At 72.1% G+C, this 15,596-nt stretch carries 18 protein-coding genes and 1 tRNA gene; 5 read left to right on the top strand and 14 right to left on the bottom strand.

Translation table 11 applies throughout. From position 1 onward, the window contains the following. Positions 1-3 precede the first annotated feature (3 nt). Positions 4-360 carry an STAS domain-containing protein gene (locus ABZY13_RS28835; protein ID WP_356635842.1) on the bottom strand — a complete coding sequence of 119 codons (357 nt, stop codon included), beginning with the start codon at positions 358-360 and terminating at the stop codon, positions 4-6. A 284-nt stretch (positions 361-644) separates the two neighbouring features. Here ABZY13_RS28835 and ABZY13_RS28830 point away from each other — a divergent pair, with 284 nt between their 5' ends. Together ABZY13_RS28830 and ABZY13_RS28825 are read left to right on the top strand one after the other, a co-directional pair. Further along, a complete protein-coding gene (locus ABZY13_RS28830; RefSeq protein ID WP_356635840.1) occupies positions 645-1,319 on the top strand; it encodes a GAF and ANTAR domain-containing protein in 675 nt (224 codons plus the stop codon). Between the two features lie 112 nt (positions 1,320-1,431). Further along, a complete protein-coding gene (locus ABZY13_RS28825) occupies positions 1,432-2,145 on the top strand; it encodes a GAF and ANTAR domain-containing protein (protein ID WP_356635838.1) in 714 nt (237 codons plus the stop codon). A 149-nt stretch (positions 2,146-2,294) separates the two neighbouring features. Here ABZY13_RS28825 and ABZY13_RS28820 read toward each other — a convergent pair whose 3' ends face one another. The 3 genes from ABZY13_RS28820 to ABZY13_RS28810 all read right to left on the bottom strand — a co-directional run bounded on the left by ABZY13_RS28820 (position 2,295) and on the right by ABZY13_RS28810 (position 6,332). Beyond that, positions 2,295-3,143: a YceI family protein gene (locus ABZY13_RS28820; RefSeq protein WP_356635836.1), complete on the bottom strand. Its 849-nt coding sequence runs from the start codon at positions 3,141-3,143 to the stop codon at positions 2,295-2,297. Positions 3,144-3,183: 40 nt separating this feature from the next. Then, positions 3,184-5,661 carry an MFS transporter gene (locus ABZY13_RS28815; protein ID WP_356635834.1) on the bottom strand — a complete coding sequence of 826 codons (2,478 nt, stop codon included), beginning with the start codon at positions 5,659-5,661 and terminating at the stop codon, positions 3,184-3,186. A gap of 173 nt (positions 5,662-5,834) precedes the next feature. Next, a complete protein-coding gene (locus tag ABZY13_RS28810) occupies positions 5,835-6,332 on the bottom strand; it encodes a MarR family transcriptional regulator (RefSeq protein ID WP_356635832.1) in 498 nt (165 codons plus the stop codon). A gap of 205 nt (positions 6,333-6,537) precedes the next feature. Here ABZY13_RS28810 and ABZY13_RS28805 point away from each other — a divergent pair, with 205 nt between their 5' ends. After that, positions 6,538-6,732 (top strand): hypothetical protein, encoded by a 195-nt coding sequence (locus ABZY13_RS28805; RefSeq protein WP_356635830.1) that lies wholly within the window; start codon positions 6,538-6,540, stop codon positions 6,730-6,732. A gap of 165 nt (positions 6,733-6,897) precedes the next feature. Here the strand turns inward: ABZY13_RS28805 and ABZY13_RS28800 are convergent, their stop codons facing one another. The 8 genes from ABZY13_RS28800 to ABZY13_RS28765 all read right to left on the bottom strand — a co-directional run bounded on the left by ABZY13_RS28800 (position 6,898) and on the right by ABZY13_RS28765 (position 11,627). Beyond that, positions 6,898-7,809, bottom strand: coding sequence for an RNA polymerase sigma factor SigF (locus ABZY13_RS28800; RefSeq protein ID WP_356635828.1), 912 nt, complete (start codon positions 7,807-7,809; stop codon positions 6,898-6,900). Positions 7,810-8,115: 306 nt separating this feature from the next. Beyond that, entirely contained in the window at positions 8,116-9,093 is a 978-nt protein-coding gene (locus tag ABZY13_RS28795; RefSeq protein WP_356635826.1) for a SigB/SigF/SigG family RNA polymerase sigma factor, read from the bottom strand. A gap of 195 nt (positions 9,094-9,288) precedes the next feature. Then, entirely contained in the window at positions 9,289-9,591 is a 303-nt protein-coding gene (locus tag ABZY13_RS28790) for a Dabb family protein (RefSeq protein WP_356635824.1), read from the bottom strand. Further along, positions 9,591-9,767 (bottom strand): hypothetical protein, encoded by a 177-nt coding sequence (locus ABZY13_RS28785; protein WP_356635822.1) that lies wholly within the window; start codon positions 9,765-9,767, stop codon positions 9,591-9,593. Before ABZY13_RS28785 ends, ABZY13_RS28790 begins: the two co-directional genes overlap by 1 nt. Positions 9,768-9,864: 97 nt before the next feature. Next, positions 9,865-9,949 (bottom strand) — tRNA-Ser (locus ABZY13_RS28780). 56 nt (positions 9,950-10,005) lie between these two features. Then, on the bottom strand, positions 10,006-10,437 hold the full coding sequence (tadA, locus tag ABZY13_RS28775; protein ID WP_356635884.1) for a tRNA adenosine(34) deaminase TadA: 432 nt from the start codon (positions 10,435-10,437) through the stop codon (positions 10,006-10,008). A 38-nt stretch (positions 10,438-10,475) separates the two neighbouring features. After that, positions 10,476-11,012 (bottom strand): hypothetical protein, encoded by a 537-nt coding sequence (locus tag ABZY13_RS28770; RefSeq protein WP_356635882.1) that lies wholly within the window; start codon positions 11,010-11,012, stop codon positions 10,476-10,478. Between the two features lie 393 nt (positions 11,013-11,405). Continuing rightward, a complete protein-coding gene (locus ABZY13_RS28765) occupies positions 11,406-11,627 on the bottom strand; it encodes a hypothetical protein (RefSeq protein ID WP_356635820.1) in 222 nt (73 codons plus the stop codon). Positions 11,628-11,722: 95 nt separating this feature from the next. On the opposite strand from ABZY13_RS28765, the gene upp reads away from it, so the two are divergent. Further along, positions 11,723-12,358, top strand: a complete 636-nt coding sequence (gene upp / locus ABZY13_RS28760; RefSeq protein WP_356635818.1) for a uracil phosphoribosyltransferase — start codon at positions 11,723-11,725, stop codon at positions 12,356-12,358. A gap of 144 nt (positions 12,359-12,502) precedes the next feature. Here the strand turns inward: upp and ABZY13_RS28755 are convergent, their stop codons facing one another. Both ABZY13_RS28755 and ABZY13_RS28750 read right to left on the bottom strand, forming a co-directional pair. Continuing rightward, a complete protein-coding gene (locus ABZY13_RS28755; protein WP_356635880.1) occupies positions 12,503-13,147 on the bottom strand; it encodes a LytR C-terminal domain-containing protein in 645 nt (214 codons plus the stop codon). 124 nt (positions 13,148-13,271) lie between these two features. After that, positions 13,272-13,568: a type II toxin-antitoxin system VapB family antitoxin gene (locus ABZY13_RS28750; RefSeq protein WP_004929488.1), complete on the bottom strand. Its 297-nt coding sequence runs from the start codon at positions 13,566-13,568 to the stop codon at positions 13,272-13,274. Positions 13,569-13,876: 308 nt separating this feature from the next. On the opposite strand from ABZY13_RS28750, the gene ABZY13_RS28745 reads away from it, so the two are divergent. Continuing rightward, on the top strand, positions 13,877-15,535 hold the full coding sequence (locus tag ABZY13_RS28745) for a helicase HerA-like domain-containing protein (RefSeq protein ID WP_356635815.1): 1,659 nt from the start codon (positions 13,877-13,879) through the stop codon (positions 15,533-15,535). The last annotated feature ends 61 nt before the right edge of the window (positions 15,536-15,596 follow it).

The raw sequence follows: 15,596 nt of genomic DNA, 5'->3' as shown, positions 1-15,596 counted from the left end.
GGTTCACGCGGCGAGCGCCTCCGTCAGGTCGTCGTACACCGGCACGTCCCGGCGGACCCCGGTCACCTCCAGGACCCGGCCCGGCAGCCCGCCCGGTTCCGCGACGACCCGCAGCCGGACGCCGTCGTCGAGGTGCTGGTGGATGTCCTGGACCAGACGGGCGCCCTGGGAGTCCATGAACTCGGTGCCGGTGAGGTCCAGCACCAGCATCCGCAGCCGCCGGGCGCGGGCGTCGGCCGCGGAGGCCACGGCGGTGTAGAGGGCGGGGGCGTTGCACACGTCGATCTCGGTCGGCAGGACGGCGAGCAGGGCGTGCCCGGGCAGATCGCGCACCCGGCACGGGCTCGGGAAGAACTTCACGGCACTCACCTGACGAAGGGGCGGACTCCGGCTTGCGCTGGGGCCGATTCCTGACCCGTCGGGCCCATTCCACCACGCCCGCCGAAGACTTCAAAGGTCTCCGAAGCTACCGTCAGCCGGGCGTCACCTCGTCGCAACAGAGCAGATAAAGTGCTGCTCGTCCTGTGCTCGCAGTCGGGAATGTGCTGCGGAGCTCTCCTGCGCACGGCCTGAAGCCGTGCTTGTAGAAGAGGTTCGTGGTGTCTACGTCCGAGTTTTCTGGTTTGCCCCGTTTTACGGCTGGCATGGAGCTGGCCGATGCACTGACGGTGGCGGCTCAGCAACTGCACGAGACGGTCACCCCGCACAACACCCTGCGCACCGCGGTCCGGCTGGCCGTGCATCTGCTCCCCGGCGCCGAGCACGCCGGGATCTCCGTGGTCGAACGCGGCGACCACCGCCGTACCGTCGCCTGGACCGACGACGTCGTCCGCACCGCCGAGGAGGCCGCGCCCGACGAGCGTGACCGGCCCCCGTACTGGGCGCAGCTGTGGAACTCCCCCGTCGTGCGGCTCGGCGACGGCGAGGCCGAGGACGGCGGCAGCGCGCCCGCCGCCGTGGGCCTGCGGTCGGCGCTCGCGCTCCGGCTGCGCGCCGACCGCCGCAGCCTGACCGTCCTGACCGCCTACGCCCGCAAGCCGCACGCCTTCGACGACGCCGCCGTCCGGGTCGGCCGGCTGTTCACCGCGCACGTCAGCATCGCCCTCGACTCGGCGACCGTGCGCGAGCAGCTCACCGAGGCCATGCGCACCCGCGACCTGATCGGGCAGGCCACCGGCATCCTCATGGAGCGCCTGGACATCGACGCGGCGGAGGCGTTCGAGAGCCTGGTGCGCGCCTCACAGCGGGAGAACGTCAAACTGCGCGAACTCGCCCGCCGCATCGTCGGTCGGCACCGCACCAAGGACGCGGCGCCGTAGGCGGTCCGGCGGCCGGCCCCCTTGCCCGGACCCTTCCCGGTCCGGCAGCCGGCGCTCTGCCGGCCCGGCGCCCGCCCTTTTGCGAGGGCGTTTCCGGGATATCCGTACGGTCATGAGTCCTGAGACGCCCGAGACGCTGGACCAGGCGATGGCCCGCAGCAGTGGACTCGACACACTGCTGCGGGACCTGACGGACCGTGCCGTCCAGGCGGTGCCCGGCGCCGCCGCGTGCAGCATCACGGTCCGCCGCGCCGACCGGCTGCTCACCCTGGCCGGCAGCTCCGGCATGCCGAGCGGACTGGACCAGCGGCAGTACGAGAACGGCTCGGGGCCCTGCGTCGAGGCGGCCGACACGGGCGCCGAGCAGTACGCCGCCGACCTGGCCACGGACGGCCGCTGGACGGGTTACCGGTCGTACGCGCTGTCCACGGGCGTCCGCTGCGTGCTGGCGCTGCCGCTCTCCATACCCCTCGGCCGGACCGGCGCCGCGCTGAACTTCTACGGCACCGAGCCGGGCGCGCTGGGCCGCGGCAGGGAGGCGGCCCTGCGGTTCGCGGAGCGGGCGACGGACGCCATCGACATCGCCCTGCGCATCGAACAGGAGCGCACCACCGCGGCTGACGTGCGCACCGCGCTGCTCTCGCGCAGCGTCATCGACCAGGCCGTCGGCATCCTCATGGCGCAGGAGCGGGTCGACGCCCAGGCGGCGCTCGCCCGGCTGCGCCGCGTCTCCCAGGACCGCAACGTCAAGCTCCGCGACCTCTGCTCCGACCTGGTGGCCCGGGTCTCCGGCGGCAACCGGCAGACACGGGACCGGCGTTCCTGAGCAGCACCCCCGGGCCCCGGCACGGGACCGGCGTTCGTAGGCAGCAGTCCCGGGCCGGCACCGAACCGGCTATCCCATGGGGCCGCCCCCGGCAGACACGGGACCGGCGTTGCCGGGCCGCTCCGGGCAGACAACACCGGACCGGCGTTCTAGGCCGCCCCCGGCACGGCGGGCGGTTCCCCCCGTACCGCCTGCACGTCCAGCTCGACCCGCAGTGTCGTCCCGATGGCGGCGATCCCGGCCTGGACGACCTGGTTGTAGTGCATGGCGAAGTCCTCGCGCCGCAGCTCGGCCGTCGCGCGGAAGGCGACGCGGGTGCCGCCCCACAGGTCGGGCCCGGTGCCGAGGTGGACGAGGTCGAGGTCGACCGGGCGGACCACCCCGTGCAGGGAGAGGTCGCCGCGCAGGGTCCAGCGGTCCGGGCCGGCCGGGGTCAGGACCGTCGAACGGAAGACGATCTCCGGGTGGCGGTCGACGTCCAGGAAGTCCGCCGACCGCAGATGGGCGTCCCGCGTCCGGTTGCCCGTGTCCAGCGAGGCCGCCCGGACGACCGCCGTCACCCGGGACCGGGCGACCCGCACCGGGTCGATCTCGATCGTCCCCGAGAAGTCGGTGAACCGCCCGTGCACGCTGGAGATCCCCAAATGCCGGGCCACCGCGGCCACGCGCGAGTGCGCCGGGTCGATGGTCCACGTCCCCGGCGGCGGCAGCTGCGCCCCGCCCTGCCGGGCCAGCGTCACCGTCCCGACCTCCGCCCGTCCGCTCGCGGTGACGATCGCGCTCACGGCGGCGGGCGCGTACCCGACCGCCGTGACGACGACCGTGTACGCCCCCGGCTGCAGCGGCGTCCCGTCCCGGACGGCCCCCTCGGCGTCCGCCTCGGCGCGCAGCACCTGCGCGCCCCTGGCGTCCGTGACCGTGACGACCGCGTGCGACACGCCCCAGCCGTCGCGGGTGCGGATCGTGGCGGTCAGTCCCGTGGCGGCGGTCAGTCCCATGGCTGCAGTCCCATCGCTGTCGGCTCCTCGTGCCCGGTGGCTACTCGCCGGGGTGGGCGAGCTCGATGTGGTGGTCGTCGACGCCGGGCCCGGCGACCGTGAGCGCCGTGGCCACGGGCGGGTAACCGGTCGCCACGACCGTGTACTCGCCGGCGTCCAGATCGGTGAAGGCGTACGCCCCGTCCGCGCCGGTCGTCGCGGCGCCGACGACGTTGCCCGCCGCGTCGACCAGCGTCACCCGGGCGTCGGCCAGCGGACCGTGCGCCGTCCGTACGACGCCCCGCACGCGGGCGCCCGCTTCGAGGCCGACCTCGATCCGGGTGGTCCCCGCGCCGCCCACCTCGACGGGCAGGGCGCGCGGCCGGAACCCGGCGGCGTTCACCGCGACGGTGACGGCGCCCGGCACCAGCTCCGTGAAGCCGAACTCGCCCCGCTCCCCGGTCGCCGTGCTCGCCAGCAGGTCGCCCCGCACATCGGTGACGATCACCATCGCGCCCGGCACCGGCCGCGCGTCCTCGGCGGCCCGGACCAGGCCGGCCAGCCCGCCGGTGCCGCTGAGCAGGACGTCGTACGACAGCGGGTCCTCGCCCACGACGATCGTGGACGCCTGTGGCTGGAAACCGTCGGCGGAGGCGATCAGGACGTAGGTGCCGGCGCCGGGCGCGTCGAGCGTGTAGGCGCCGTCGGGTCGCGCGACCGACCGGCCGAGCTGGCGGCCCGTCAGGGAGATGAGGGTGACGGCGGCACCGGCGACCGGGGCGCTCTCGGCGCCGTGGATCCGGCCGGTGACGGGTATGCCGGCGGCAGGGGAGGACGGGGCCGGGGCCGGCGCCTGCTCCGGTACGGGTGCGGGTGCGGGCGTGTCGGTCTTCGCACCGCTCGCCGCACTGCTCGCCGCATCGCCCGTCGCCTCCGCGGCCTGGACCAGCGCGCCGGACGTCCGCAGCGGGACCTCCTTGATGAACAGCGTCACCAGGAAGGCCAGGAAGGCGATCGGGGTGACGTACAGGAAGACGTCGGCGATGCCGTGCCCGTAGGCGCTTTCCAGCCAGGTGCGGATCGGGGCGGGCAGCAGGTCCATGTCGGGGATCTGTCCGCTGCCCGCGGCCTGGCCCGCGGCCCGCTGCGAGGCGGGGTCGAGCGTGCCGATGGTGTCCTCGGCGTAGTGGGTGATCCGGGTCGACATCACCGAGCCGAGCGCCGAGACGCCCACCGCGCCGCCGAGGGAGCGGAAGAAGGTGACGACCGAGCTGGCCGCGCCGAGTTCGTGCGGGGCGACCTGGTTCTGCGTGGAGAGCACCAGGTTCTGCATCATCATGCCGACGCCGAGGCCCATCAGCGCCATGTACGCGCCGATCCTCCAGTAGTCGGTGTCGTAGCGCATGGTGCCCAGCAGGCCCAGGCCCGCCGTGAGCAGCAGGCCGCCGGCGACCAGCCACGCCTTCCACTTGCCGGTCTTGGTGATGATCTGGCCGGAGACCGTCGAGGAGACGAACAGACCGGCGATCATCGGGATCGTCATGACGCCGGACATGGTCGGGGACTTGTCGCGGGCCAGCTGGAAGTACTGGCTGAAGAAGACGGTGCCCGCGAACATCGCGATGCCGACGAACAGCGAGGCGACCGACGCCAGGCTGATGGTGCGGTTGCGGAACAGGTGGAGCGGGATGATCGGCTCGGCGGCCTTGGTCTCCACGAAGAGGAAGACGAGGGTCAGCACGGCCGCACCGCCGACCATGGCGCCGGTCTGCCAGGACAGCCAGGCGTACTTGTCGTCCGCGAAGGTGACCCAGATCAGCAGCAGGCAGACGGCCGCGGTGATGAAGAAGGCGCCGGCCCAGTCGACCTTGACCTTCCGCTTCGTCTCCGGCAGGTGCAGCGTCTTCTGCAGGACCAGCATGGCGATCAGCGCGAACGGCACGCCGACGTAGAGGCACCAGCGCCAGCCGAGCCAGCTGGTGTCGGTGATCACGCCGCCGAGGAGCGGACCGCCGACGGTGGCGACGGCGAACGTCGCGCCGAGGTAGCCGGAGTACCGGCCGCGCTCCCGCGGGGAGATCATCGCGGCCATGATGATCTGCGCCAGGGCGGCGAGACCGCCGGCGCCGAGGCCCTGGACGACCCGGGCGCCGATCAGCATGCCGCTGTTCTGCGACAGACCGGCGAGCACCGATCCGGCGATGTAGACGCACAGGGCCAGCTGCACCAGCGCCTTCTTGCTGACCAGGTCGGCCAGCTTGCCCCACAGGGGCGTGGAGGCGGTCATCGCCAGCAGGGCTGCGGTGACGACCCAGGTGTACGCGCTCTGGCCGCCGCCGAGGTCCTGGATGATCTCGGGCAGGGCGTTGGAGACGATGGTCGAGGACAGGATAGCGGCGAACATGCCGAGCAGCAGCCCAGAGAGCGCCTCCATGATCTGCCGGTGGGTCATCGCCTCGCCGCCGCCGGGGGAGGCGTGCTGGGCGCCGCCCCCGTGCTTGGCGTGAGCCCGCACACCGGTTGGTGTGGTGGTTGCCATGGGCTTCCTTCTCTTGCGTCGTCGGTGTGGGGGTCCGGGTGCGGGGTGCGGCCGTCACTGCGCCGGCGCGGGCGGCCGGTCGCCACCGCGGTCGGTCTGCCGTCACGGGCTGGGGGTCCGTCAGCTCGGCGGTCGGTCTGCCGTCACGGGCTGGGGGTCCGTCAGCTCGGCGGTCACTCCGCCGTCACGGGCGGGGGGTCTGCCGTCACGGGCGGTCGGTGCGGCGCCCCGGCCGGTGCGGCTCGGCAGTCGCCGAAACTCGCGCGGAGGCGGGTCATGAGCTGGACGAGCCGGCCGACCTCGTCGTCGGACCAGTCGGCGAGACGATCGGCGAGCAGCCGGCCGGTCCGCCGGGACAGCTCGTCGAGCCGGGTCCGGCCGGCAGGAGTGAGGCGCAGGATGCGCGAGCGCCGGTCGGACGGGTCGGGGGAGCGTTCGATCCAGCCGCGCTCACAGACGTGCGCCACATGGCGGCTGGTCACCGACATGTCCACGCTCATCAGCTCGGCGAGCCGGCTCATCCGCATGTCGCCGTGGCGACCCAGCAGGGCGAGCACGGCGGCGGACCCGGCGGGGCAGTCGGCCGGCAGCGCCCGGGCCATCTCGCGCTTCACGGCACCGAAGGCGCTGAACTGACGTGCCAGTTCCACGTACTGCGCCTGCTCGGCCATGATCCCGCCGCCCTCTCCGTGGCCTCACCCTCATTTGTTGCTTAGAGCAACCATAGATTCCGTTGGTTGCTACAGGCAAATGAATCCGGGCGACCAGGGCATAAAAACTTGGCAAAGCGACGGATCGGCGGATGTGAAGACGCAGGTGGACGCCGCTCCACCCCGCCCTTGGTCCCGCCCCGGGTCTTCGCTAGGGTCTCGGGGCATGGCCAACTCCCAGAACCCCCAGGGCAACTACGACCCCGCGGGCAGCACCCAGATGTTCCGCGCGTTCGTCGACGAGTCTCCCCAGGCCCAGCAGCAGCCGGCGGCTTCGGCGGGGCCGCGCATCGGCCTGATCATCGGTGTCGTCGCCGTGATCGCCGTCGTGGCGGCGGTGGCCTGGCTGGCGCTGAAGTAACCCGCCCGCGCCCGCCCGCACTCCGCCGACCGCCAACGGACGACGACCGCCGACGGACGCCGACGGAGGACGGCCGCCCAGTGCTCTGCCGAGCGCCTCGGCGGCCGTCGTCGTGAGAGTGAGCAGAGCCGGAGGCCGGAAGCCTCCGGTCGGCCGACGGGTCGATCAGTCGGAGATGAGGCCCTCGCGCAGCTGGGCGAGGGTGCGGGTCAGCAGTCGGGAGACGTGCATCTGCGAGATGCCGACCTCCTCGCCGATCTGCGACTGGGTCATGTTGGCGAAGAAGCGCAGCATGATGATGCGCCGTTCGCGGGGCGGCAGCTTGGCCAGCAGTGGCTTGAGGGACTCGCGGTACTCGACCCCCTCCAGCGCCGCGTCCTCGTAGCCGAGGCGGTCGGCCAGGGAGCCCTCGCCGCCGTCGTCCTCGGGGGCGGGCGAGTCCAGCGAGGAGGCGGTGTAGGCGTTGCCGACGGCGAGACCGTCGACCACGTCCTCCTCCGACACCCCGAGCACGCAGGCCAGTTCGGTGACCGTCGGGGAGCGGTCCAGCTTCTGGGACAGCTCGTCGCTGGCCTTGGTCAGCGCCAGCCGCAGCTCCTGGAGCCGGCGCGGCACACGCACCGACCAGGAGGTGTCGCGGAAGAACCGCTTGATCTCGCCGACGACGGTCGGCATCGCGAACGTCGGGAACTCCACGCCGCGTTCGCAGTCGAACCGGTCGATGGCCTTGATCAGGCCGATCGTGCCGACCTGGACGATGTCCTCCATGGGCTCGTTGCGCGAGCGGAAGCGGGCCGCCGCGTACCGCACGAGGGGGAGGTTCAGCTCGATCAGGGTGTCCCGGACGTACGCGCGCTCGGGGCTGTCCTCGTCGAGTGCGGCGAGCCGCAGGAACAGGGAACGGGACAGGGTGCGGGTGTCGATGGATCCCGAGGCCGGGAGCGCCGGGACCGGCGGGGCGGCGAGGGCCGGGACGTCGTCGATGGGGTCGAGCGCGCCGGGCGCGTCGAGCGCCTCGGGCGCTGCCGCGCTCTTGGTGAGCGTGAGCACCTTCGAGCTGCCCTGATCTGCGGACATGCCACCCCCTTTGGGTCGCGGGACGGTCGCGGCGGACGTTCCCATGCGAGGAACGCAGCCTTCACCTGAATACCGGCGCCGGGGCACCGGCAAACGCGCTTCCGGCAGAATGTCACATGTCGGCAACACGCTGTAGAGACATGTCGACATGTGAAACGCGAATCCCCCCTGGACAAAAGGGGTCTGACGCCCTTTCGGTGCTCATGACGGGGCAACGGCCCAGGTGGGCGATTCGCTCGTGCCGGTTACCCCTCGCTCCCGCTTTCGGTTGTGCGCCGGTTCCACGGGGCCGGTTGGAAGGGCCGGTTATGCCTCGATCCGGTTCGCCGAACGCAACCGCTGAAAGCTGCGTGCCAGTAGCCGGGAGACGTGCATCTGCGATACGCCGAGTTCCGCGCTGATCTGTGACTGGGTCAGATTGCTGTAGTAGCGCAGCAGCAGGATCCGCTGCTCCCGCTCGGGGAGCTGGACGAGGAGGTGGCGTACGAGGTCGCGGTGTTCGACGCCGTCCAGGGCCGGGTCCTCGTAACCGAGCCGGTCGAGCAGCCCGGGCAGGCCGTCGCCCTCCTGGGCGGCCTCCAGCGAGGTGGCGTGGTAGGAGCGGCCCGCCTCGATGCAGGAGAGCACATCCTCCTCGGTGATGCGCAGCCGCTCGGCGATCTCGGCGGTCGTCGGGGAGCGCCCGAAGGCGGTGGTGAGGTCCTCGGTGGCGCTGTTGACCTGCACCCACAGCTCGTGCAGCCGGCGCGGTACGTGCACGGTGCGGACGTTGTCGCGGAAGTAGCGCTTGATCTCGCCGACGACGGTCGGCATCGCGAAGGTCGGGAACTGCACGCCCCGGTCCGGGTCGAAGCGGTCGATGGCGTTGATCAGACCGATGGTGCCGACCTGGACGACGTCCTCCATGGGCTCGTTGCGGGAGCGGAAACGGGCGGCCGCGTAGCGCACGAGCGGTAGATTCGCCTCGATGAGCGCCCCGCGTACGCGGTTGTGCTCCGGCGTGCCCGGCTCGAGATCCTTGAGCTGGGCGAAGAGGACCTGGGTGAGCGCCCGGGTGTCGGCGCCCCGGCGCTTGGCGGGCGTGAGGGCGACGGCTTCGGCGTCCTCGGCGGTCGGGTCGTTGTCGGCGTCCTCGGCGGTCCGGGCGTTCTCGGCGTTCTCGGCGGTCCGGGCGTTCTCGGTGGTCGGGGCGGGCGTGGCGTTCTCGGCCGTTCTTGCGGGCGCGGTGTTTTCCGGAGTCGCGGCGGGAGCTTCTTCCTGGGGCGGCGCAGTACTGGCCGACACGGTCAACGCCACCTCTTCATCGGTCAATCATCCGTCAAAAGCGGTCATAGCATCACAAGACATGTGCACTGTGTGCAAGCACCGCATAACGCCGTGTTGAGGGAGAGTTGAGGCATATGACACAAAAAGACCCCGCACCGTTCGGTGCGGGGCCGGGGCCCGAGGGCTGCGGACCAGGGGTCGGCGGGACGTCCGTCAGGCAGCCGGGAACGCGTAGTCGGCGATCACCCAGGTGGAGAACTCCCGCCACAGGGCGACGCCCGCCTGGTGCTCGGGGTGCTCGACGTACCGGCGCAGCGCGTCCGCGTCGTCGAAGGCCGAGTTGATGGCGAAGTCGTAGGCGATGGGCCGGTCGCTGACGTTCCAGCCCAGCTCCCAGAAGCGGATCTCCGGGATCTTTCCGTCCAGCGCGCGGAAGGCGTCGACGCCCGCCACGACGCGCGGGTCGTCGCGGTCCACGCCGTCGTTCAGCTTGAACAGCACCAGATGGCGGATCATCACTTACCTCCGTTGGCGACCCAGGTGGCGAAGTCGCCGAGGGCCTTGGCGGCGTCCGATATGCCCTCGAACCCTATCTGGACGTAGTCGGCGGCCTTGGCCGGGTCAGTGATGATCAAGTACAGCACGAAGACCACGAGTACGTAGACGGCGATCTTCTTGGCGTTCACCGCCACGGCGGCCTCCCCTGTCCTGTGCCTGCCCCTGCCCACTGTCCGGTCGCGCGCCATGATCGCACGAAGGACCCCGCCTGACGACGGGGTCCTTCCAGAGCGGTAGCGGAGGGATTTGAACCCTCGGTGACTTGCGCCACACTCGCTTTCGAGGCGAGCTCCTTCGGCCGCTCGGACACGCTACCGAGGGAGACCTTACAGCAAGGTGCGGCATGGTTTGAAATCGATTGGGGAGGGCTGGTCAGCGGTTCCGGAAGAACGCCGTCAGCCGCCCGGCGCACTCCTCGGCGAGCACGCCCTCGATCACCTCGGGTCGGTGGTTGAGCCGCCGGTCGCGGACGACGTCCCACAGGGAGCCGGCCGCCCCCGCCTTCTCGTCGCGGGCGCCGTAGACGACGCGGTCGACGCGGGACTGCACGATCGCGCCCGCGCACATCGTGCAGGGTTCCAGGGTCACGACGAGCGTGCAGCTGGTCAGCCGCCACTCGCCGAGCGCGCCGGCCGCGCGCCGGATGGCGAGGACCTCGGCATGCGCCGTCGGGTCGCCGGTGGCCTCGCGTTCGTTGTGGCCGGTGGCGAGCACGGTGGCGCCGTCGCCGGCCAGGACGACGGCGCCGACCGGGACGTCGCCGCCCCGGGCGGCCGACTCGGCCTGGTCGAGGGCGAGCCGCATCGCGTCCCGCCAGGGATCGCGCACCGGGTCGGGAACGGTCAGCGGACGGTCTCCAGGGTCTCCGAGGCGCCGAGGGCCTCCGCGATCTCGGTGACCGCGTCCTCCGACAGCGACCGCAGCTCCTTCTCGGTGACGCCGAGGTCGTCGAGGATGCCCGCGTCGCCGACCGGGCCGTGCGGCACGGCCTCGCCGGAGGCTCCGGCGACGTCGTCGTCGGGTCCGGCGTCGTCGGAGTCGCCGTCCTCGGTGCCGTCGAGGTCGAGGGAGTCCAGGTCGGCGACGTCGTCGCCGGGCTCCCTGCCGAGCAGTTCGTCGGTGAGCAGGATCTCCCCGTAGCTGCTGCGGGCGGCCGCGGCGGCGTCCGAGACGTAGATCCGGGGGTCGTCCTCGCCGTCGACCCGGACGACGCCGAACCAGGCGTCCTCCTGCTCGATCAGGACGAGCACCGTGTCCTCGTCGGGAGAGGCTTCCCGGGCCAGGTCGGCCAGATCCGACAGGGTCTCCACATTGTCGAGCTCCGTGTCGCTCGCTTCCCACCCGTCTTCGGTGCGCGCGAGCAGTGCGGCGAAGTACACCGTGACTCTCCCACTGGTCATAGGTGTGCCGGTTGGGGGTCCCCCCGGCGGAGGTCTGCGGGCGGGGAGAGCTCGGGCTCCGAGCCCCACCCACTCGGAATCGTGGCAGAAACAATGCGTTCAGGGGACGTCTTCGGCTCCCTGTGTCCGGCAGTTTCGATCGCATGCCCACAGGCACGCCTGTGAACGGCTCACGAACGACTCACCAGCGCACTTGTTGCCGCCACCTGCGGATCGTACGCGTCTTCACGTCTTCCTCACGCACGCCCACCCCCGCAACGATCCCACGCGGCGCGCTTCTTCCCGGCGGGGGTCCCGGCGGAGGGCACGATTGCAGCGCTCGCCCTGGGCGCGGCGCGGGCCGCCGGCGGCGCGGGCGAGCAGCGGCGCCGGCTACCAGCGGAACGTGCGCATGCGCATCGCGTGCCGCAGCCGGGCCGTCTTCGCCCGGCGCGGCTGCACCCGGTCGCGCAGTTCGCGGGCCTCGGCGAGATCCCGCAGGAACTGCGCCCGGCGCCGCCTGCGCTCGGCGTCGGTCTCCCGCGCCGGCGGATCGCGCCGTACGCGCTCGCCCTCCCGCGTGTCGCGGTCGGGCAGGTCAGGCAGGTCAGGCATAGGCACACCACCCCAGTCCGTCCCTCTCACCTTCCCCCGGACGGCGGGTTTGACGCCAGAGCGCGGCGGCGGGAAGCGCGGTTACTGTTGTGGACATGCGTCTCCACGTCGTCGACCACCCCCTGGTCGCCCACAAGCTCACCACGCTGCGCGACCAGCGCACCGACTCCGCGACCTTCCGCCGTCTCGCCGACGAGCTGGTCACCCTGCTCGCCTACGAGGCCACGCGCGACGTGCGCACCGAACAGGTCGACATCACCACGCCGGTGGCCCGGACCGCCGGCGTCAAGCTCTCCCACCCGCGTCCGCTGGTGGTGCCGATCCTGCGCGCCGGTCTCGGCATGCTGGAGGGCATGGTCCGGCTGCTGCCGACCGCCGAGGTGGGCTTCATGGGCATGATCCGCGACGAGGAGACCTTGCAGGCCTCCACCTACGCCACCCGTATGCCCGAGGACCTCTCCGGGCGTCAGGTGTACGTCCTGGACCCGATGCTGGCCACCGGCGGCACGCTGGTCGCGGCGATCCGGGAGCTGATCGCGCGCGGCGCGAACGACGTCACGGCCGTGGTGCTGCTGGCCGCCCCGGAGGGCGTGGAGGTCATGGAACGCGAGCTGGCCGGCGCCCCGGTGACGGTCGTGACGGCCTCGGTCGACGAGCGCCTCAACGAGCACGGCTACATCGTCCCGGGCCTCGGCGACGCGGGCGACCGGATGTACGGCGCGGCGGAGTAGCCGGGAGGGGCGGGCCGCCGGCGGGGTCCGGTCGCCGACTTGGACGGGACCCGGGCAATCGGCGACCGGCGGGTCCCGGGCGACCGACGGGCCCCGGCGGCCGGCGGGTTCGAAGCGCCGGCCGGTACCGCCGTTCTACGGGCCTCAGCAGCCCTTCTTCGACGTGGTGGGCGTCGGCTGCGGCGCGGCGAGCTTCGCCGTGGCGCGGTCGGCGTCCTTCTTCGTGGCCAGGGACTTGAAGGCGTCGCCGATGATCAGGTCGACGGCGGCGCCCTTGCGGGCGGCGTCGGTGCGGCGCTCGGCGGCCGGGAGCTGACCGGCCAGGACCGGCAGCGAGGTGTCGCGGGAGGCGGTCGCGCCGAGGAGTATGCCCGTGCCCTTGACCTTCTTGTCGAACTCCTTGGGCGCGTTGCCCACGTCGCCGATGCGGAAGCCGCGCTTCTTCAGCTCGTCGGCGGTCTTCTGGGCGAGGCCGGTGCGGGTGGTCGCGTTGAGCACGTTGACGGTGATCGTGCGGGGCGCGGGCAGGCCCTTCACCGTGCTCGCCGCGTTCGCCGTGGCTTTCGCGGTCTTGGTCTTCGTCCTGCCGTCGGGGGCGCAGGTCCCGCCCGGACCGGCCGCCGAGGCCCGGTCGCCGCCGGTGAAGACGTCCACGAGCTGGAGCGTGCCCCAGCCGAGCATGCCGAGCGCGACGACGGACGCGGTGATCAGGAGCACGAGCCTGCCACGCCGGCGGGGAGGACGCATCCGAGGGTATTTGTCCCCCGTGATGCGGTACTGGCCGCCCATGCCGGGGGGAGTCAGCATGCTCATGGGCGCAGCGTAGTGCGCCCGGGCGGCAATGCCTACTAGATGATCATTCGATGCCGTCCAGGTGAACCCGAAAGGGGCAACCCGTTGCCGGTAGGCGTCGTCAGTCCAGCTCGAGCACCCGCGCGTGCAGCACTTGACGCTGCTGGAGCGCCGCCCGCACCGCGCGGTGGAGGCCGTCCTCCAGATAGAGGTCGCCCCGCCACTTCACGACGTGCGCGAAGAGGTCGCCGTAGAACGTGGAGTCCTCGGCGAGCAGGGTTTCCAGGTCGAGCTGCTGCTTGGTCGTCACGAGCTGATCGAGGCGGACCGGGCGCGGCGCGACGTCCGCCCACTGCCGGGTGCTTTCCCGGCCGTGGTCGGGGTACGGCCGTCCGTTTCCGATGCGCTTGAAGATCACACGGAAAGCCTACCGGCCCCGACGTCGCGGGCGCAGCCATGGAGGTCGAGTGCGACCCTGGAAAAGGCGCGGTAAATGCGGTGAAGCGGGGCGAAAGTGATCGGCTGCGCTTCGGTCGTGTCCGTTCGGCGTCCGGCCGACCGCACAGACCGCGCGCGGACCGTCTGCGCAGACCCACTGCACAGACCCACTGCGCAGACCGACCGCACAGGCCGACCGCACAGAACGACCACCCGGACCGTAGCCCGGACCGGCACCGGGCGAGTCCGACGACAGGCCCGAGAGACCGCGAGACCGAGGGGTCGTCCATGACAGACCGCGAGACCGTGCCGTCGCCCTCCGCATCCGTACCCGGCAGCGGGCAGGCCCTCCCCGAGGAGGCCCTGCGGATCGCCTCCGGTTACGCCTTCGCCGGGCCCGCCCTCGACCTGGGCGCGCTGCTGTGGGACGGCCGGTGCCTGCCCGACGCGCAGGTGCGCATCCCGCTGCCGATGCTCAACCGGCACGGCCTGGTCGCCGGCGCGACCGGCACCGGCAAGACCAAGACGCTCCAGCTGATCGCCGAGCAGCTCTCGGCGCAGGGCGTGCCCGTGTTCCTGGCCGACATCAAGGGCGACGTCTCCGGGATCGCGGCGCCGGGCGAGGCGGGCGACACGGTGCGCTCGCGCGCCGCCGAGGTGCGCCAGGAGTGGGCGGCGACCGGTTTCCCGGCCGAGTTCTACGCGCTAGGCGGCATCGGCCACGGCATCCCGGTCCGGGCGACCGTCACCAGCTTCGGTCCGGTGCTGCTGTCCAAGGTGCTCGGGCTGAACCCGACCCAGGAGCAGTCGCTCCAACTGGTCTTCCACTACGCGGACGCCAAGGGCCTGGAGCTGGTCGACCTCAAGGACCTCCGGGCGGTCGTCGCCTTCCTCACCTCCGACGAGGGCAGGGCCGAGCTGCGCGGGCTCGGCGGGGTGTCCACGGCCACGGCCGGGGTGATCCTGCGCTCCCTCACGGCGTTCGAGGCGCAGGGCACGGGCGCGTTCTTCGGGGAGCCGGAGTTCGACACGGCCGAGCTGATCCGCACGGCGGACGACGGGCGCGGGATGGTCTCCGTCCTGGAGCTGGCCGCCGTACAGGACAGACCGCAGCTGTTCTCCACGTTCCTGATGTGGCTGCTGGCCGATCTCTTCCACGACCTGCCGGAGGTCGGCGACGTCGAGAAGCCGAAGCTGGTCTTCTTCTTCGACGAGGCGCATCTGCTGTTCGAGGACGCGTCCGAGGCGTTCCTCGACTCGATCACCCGGACCGTGCGGCTGATCCGCTCCAAGGGCGTCGGCGTCTTCTTCGTGACGCAGACCCCGAAGGACGTGCCCGCCGACGTCCTCGGCCAGCTCGGCAACCGGGTCCAGCACGCCCTGCGCGCGTTCACCCCCGACGACCAGAAGGCGCTCAGGGCGACGGTGCGGACGTTCCCCCGTTCGGCCTACGACCTGGAGGAACTGCTCACCGGCCTCGGCACCGGCGAGGCCGTCGTCACCGTCCTCAGCGAGAAGGGGGCCCCGACCCCGGTCGCCGCGACCCGGTTGCGCGCCCCGGAGTCCCTGATGGGCCCGATCGACCCGGCCGCCCTGGACGGGGCCGTGCGCTCGTCGCCGCTGCACGGACGCTATGCACAGGCTGTGGACAGGGAGTCGGCGCACGAGCGGCTGGCGGCGGAGAAGGAGACGCGGTCGGAGGAGAAGCGGGCGGAGGAGGAAAAGCGGGCGTCGGAGAAGAAACGGCCGACGGACGCCCCCGGGGAACAGCAGCCCCGGCAGCGGCGGGAACCGCGCACGAGGGAACCGCGCGACGACCGGGACGTCTCCGTCGTGGAGCAGGTCGTCGGCAGCGGGGTGTTCCGGTCGCTGGCCCGCTCGGTCGGCACCCAGCTCGGCCGGGAGATCACCCGCTCCCTCTTCGGCACGGCCCGCCGCAGGCGCTGAGGCCCCGCGCCAGGGCGATTTGGGAGGTCACGGCCCGTCCCCGACCGGAGCGAAGCCCGAG

It is taken from the genome of Streptomyces sp. NPDC006610, from assembly GCF_040611575.1.
Classification (GTDB): domain Bacteria; phylum Actinomycetota; class Actinomycetes; order Streptomycetales; family Streptomycetaceae; genus Streptomyces.
Note: the sequence above shows the minus strand (reverse complement) of the source record. Positions and strands in the feature narration are given on the sequence as shown.

Excerpts from the sequence above, each read along its gene's own strand:
- ABZY13_RS28830 (WP_356635840.1), top strand. The coding sequence starts at position 645 with ATGGAGCTGGCCGATGCACTGACGGTGGCGGCTCAGCAACTGCACGAG.
- ABZY13_RS28825 (WP_356635838.1), top strand. The coding sequence starts at position 1,432 with ATGAGTCCTGAGACGCCCGAGACGCTGGACCAGGCGATGGCCCGCAGC.
- ABZY13_RS28820 (WP_356635836.1), bottom strand. The coding sequence starts at position 3,143 with ATGGGACTGACCGCCGCCACGGGACTGACCGCCACGATCCGCACCCGC.
- ABZY13_RS28815 (WP_356635834.1), bottom strand. The coding sequence starts at position 5,661 with ATGGCAACCACCACACCAACCGGTGTGCGGGCTCACGCCAAGCACGGG.
- ABZY13_RS28810 (WP_356635832.1), bottom strand. The coding sequence starts at position 6,332 with ATGGCCGAGCAGGCGCAGTACGTGGAACTGGCACGTCAGTTCAGCGCC.
- ABZY13_RS28805 (WP_356635830.1), top strand. The coding sequence starts at position 6,538 with ATGGCCAACTCCCAGAACCCCCAGGGCAACTACGACCCCGCGGGCAGC.
- ABZY13_RS28800 (WP_356635828.1), bottom strand. The coding sequence starts at position 7,809 with ATGTCCGCAGATCAGGGCAGCTCGAAGGTGCTCACGCTCACCAAGAGC.
- ABZY13_RS28790 (WP_356635824.1), bottom strand. The coding sequence starts at position 9,591 with ATGATCCGCCATCTGGTGCTGTTCAAGCTGAACGACGGCGTGGACCGC.
- tadA (WP_356635884.1), bottom strand. The coding sequence starts at position 10,437 with ATGCGGCTCGCCCTCGACCAGGCCGAGTCGGCCGCCCGGGGCGGCGAC.
- ABZY13_RS28765 (WP_356635820.1), bottom strand. The coding sequence starts at position 11,627 with ATGCCTGACCTGCCTGACCTGCCCGACCGCGACACGCGGGAGGGCGAG.
- upp (WP_356635818.1), top strand. The coding sequence starts at position 11,723 with ATGCGTCTCCACGTCGTCGACCACCCCCTGGTCGCCCACAAGCTCACC.
- ABZY13_RS28755 (WP_356635880.1), bottom strand. The coding sequence starts at position 13,147 with ATGGGCGGCCAGTACCGCATCACGGGGGACAAATACCCTCGGATGCGT.
- ABZY13_RS28745 (WP_356635815.1), top strand. The coding sequence starts at position 13,877 with ATGACAGACCGCGAGACCGTGCCGTCGCCCTCCGCATCCGTACCCGGC.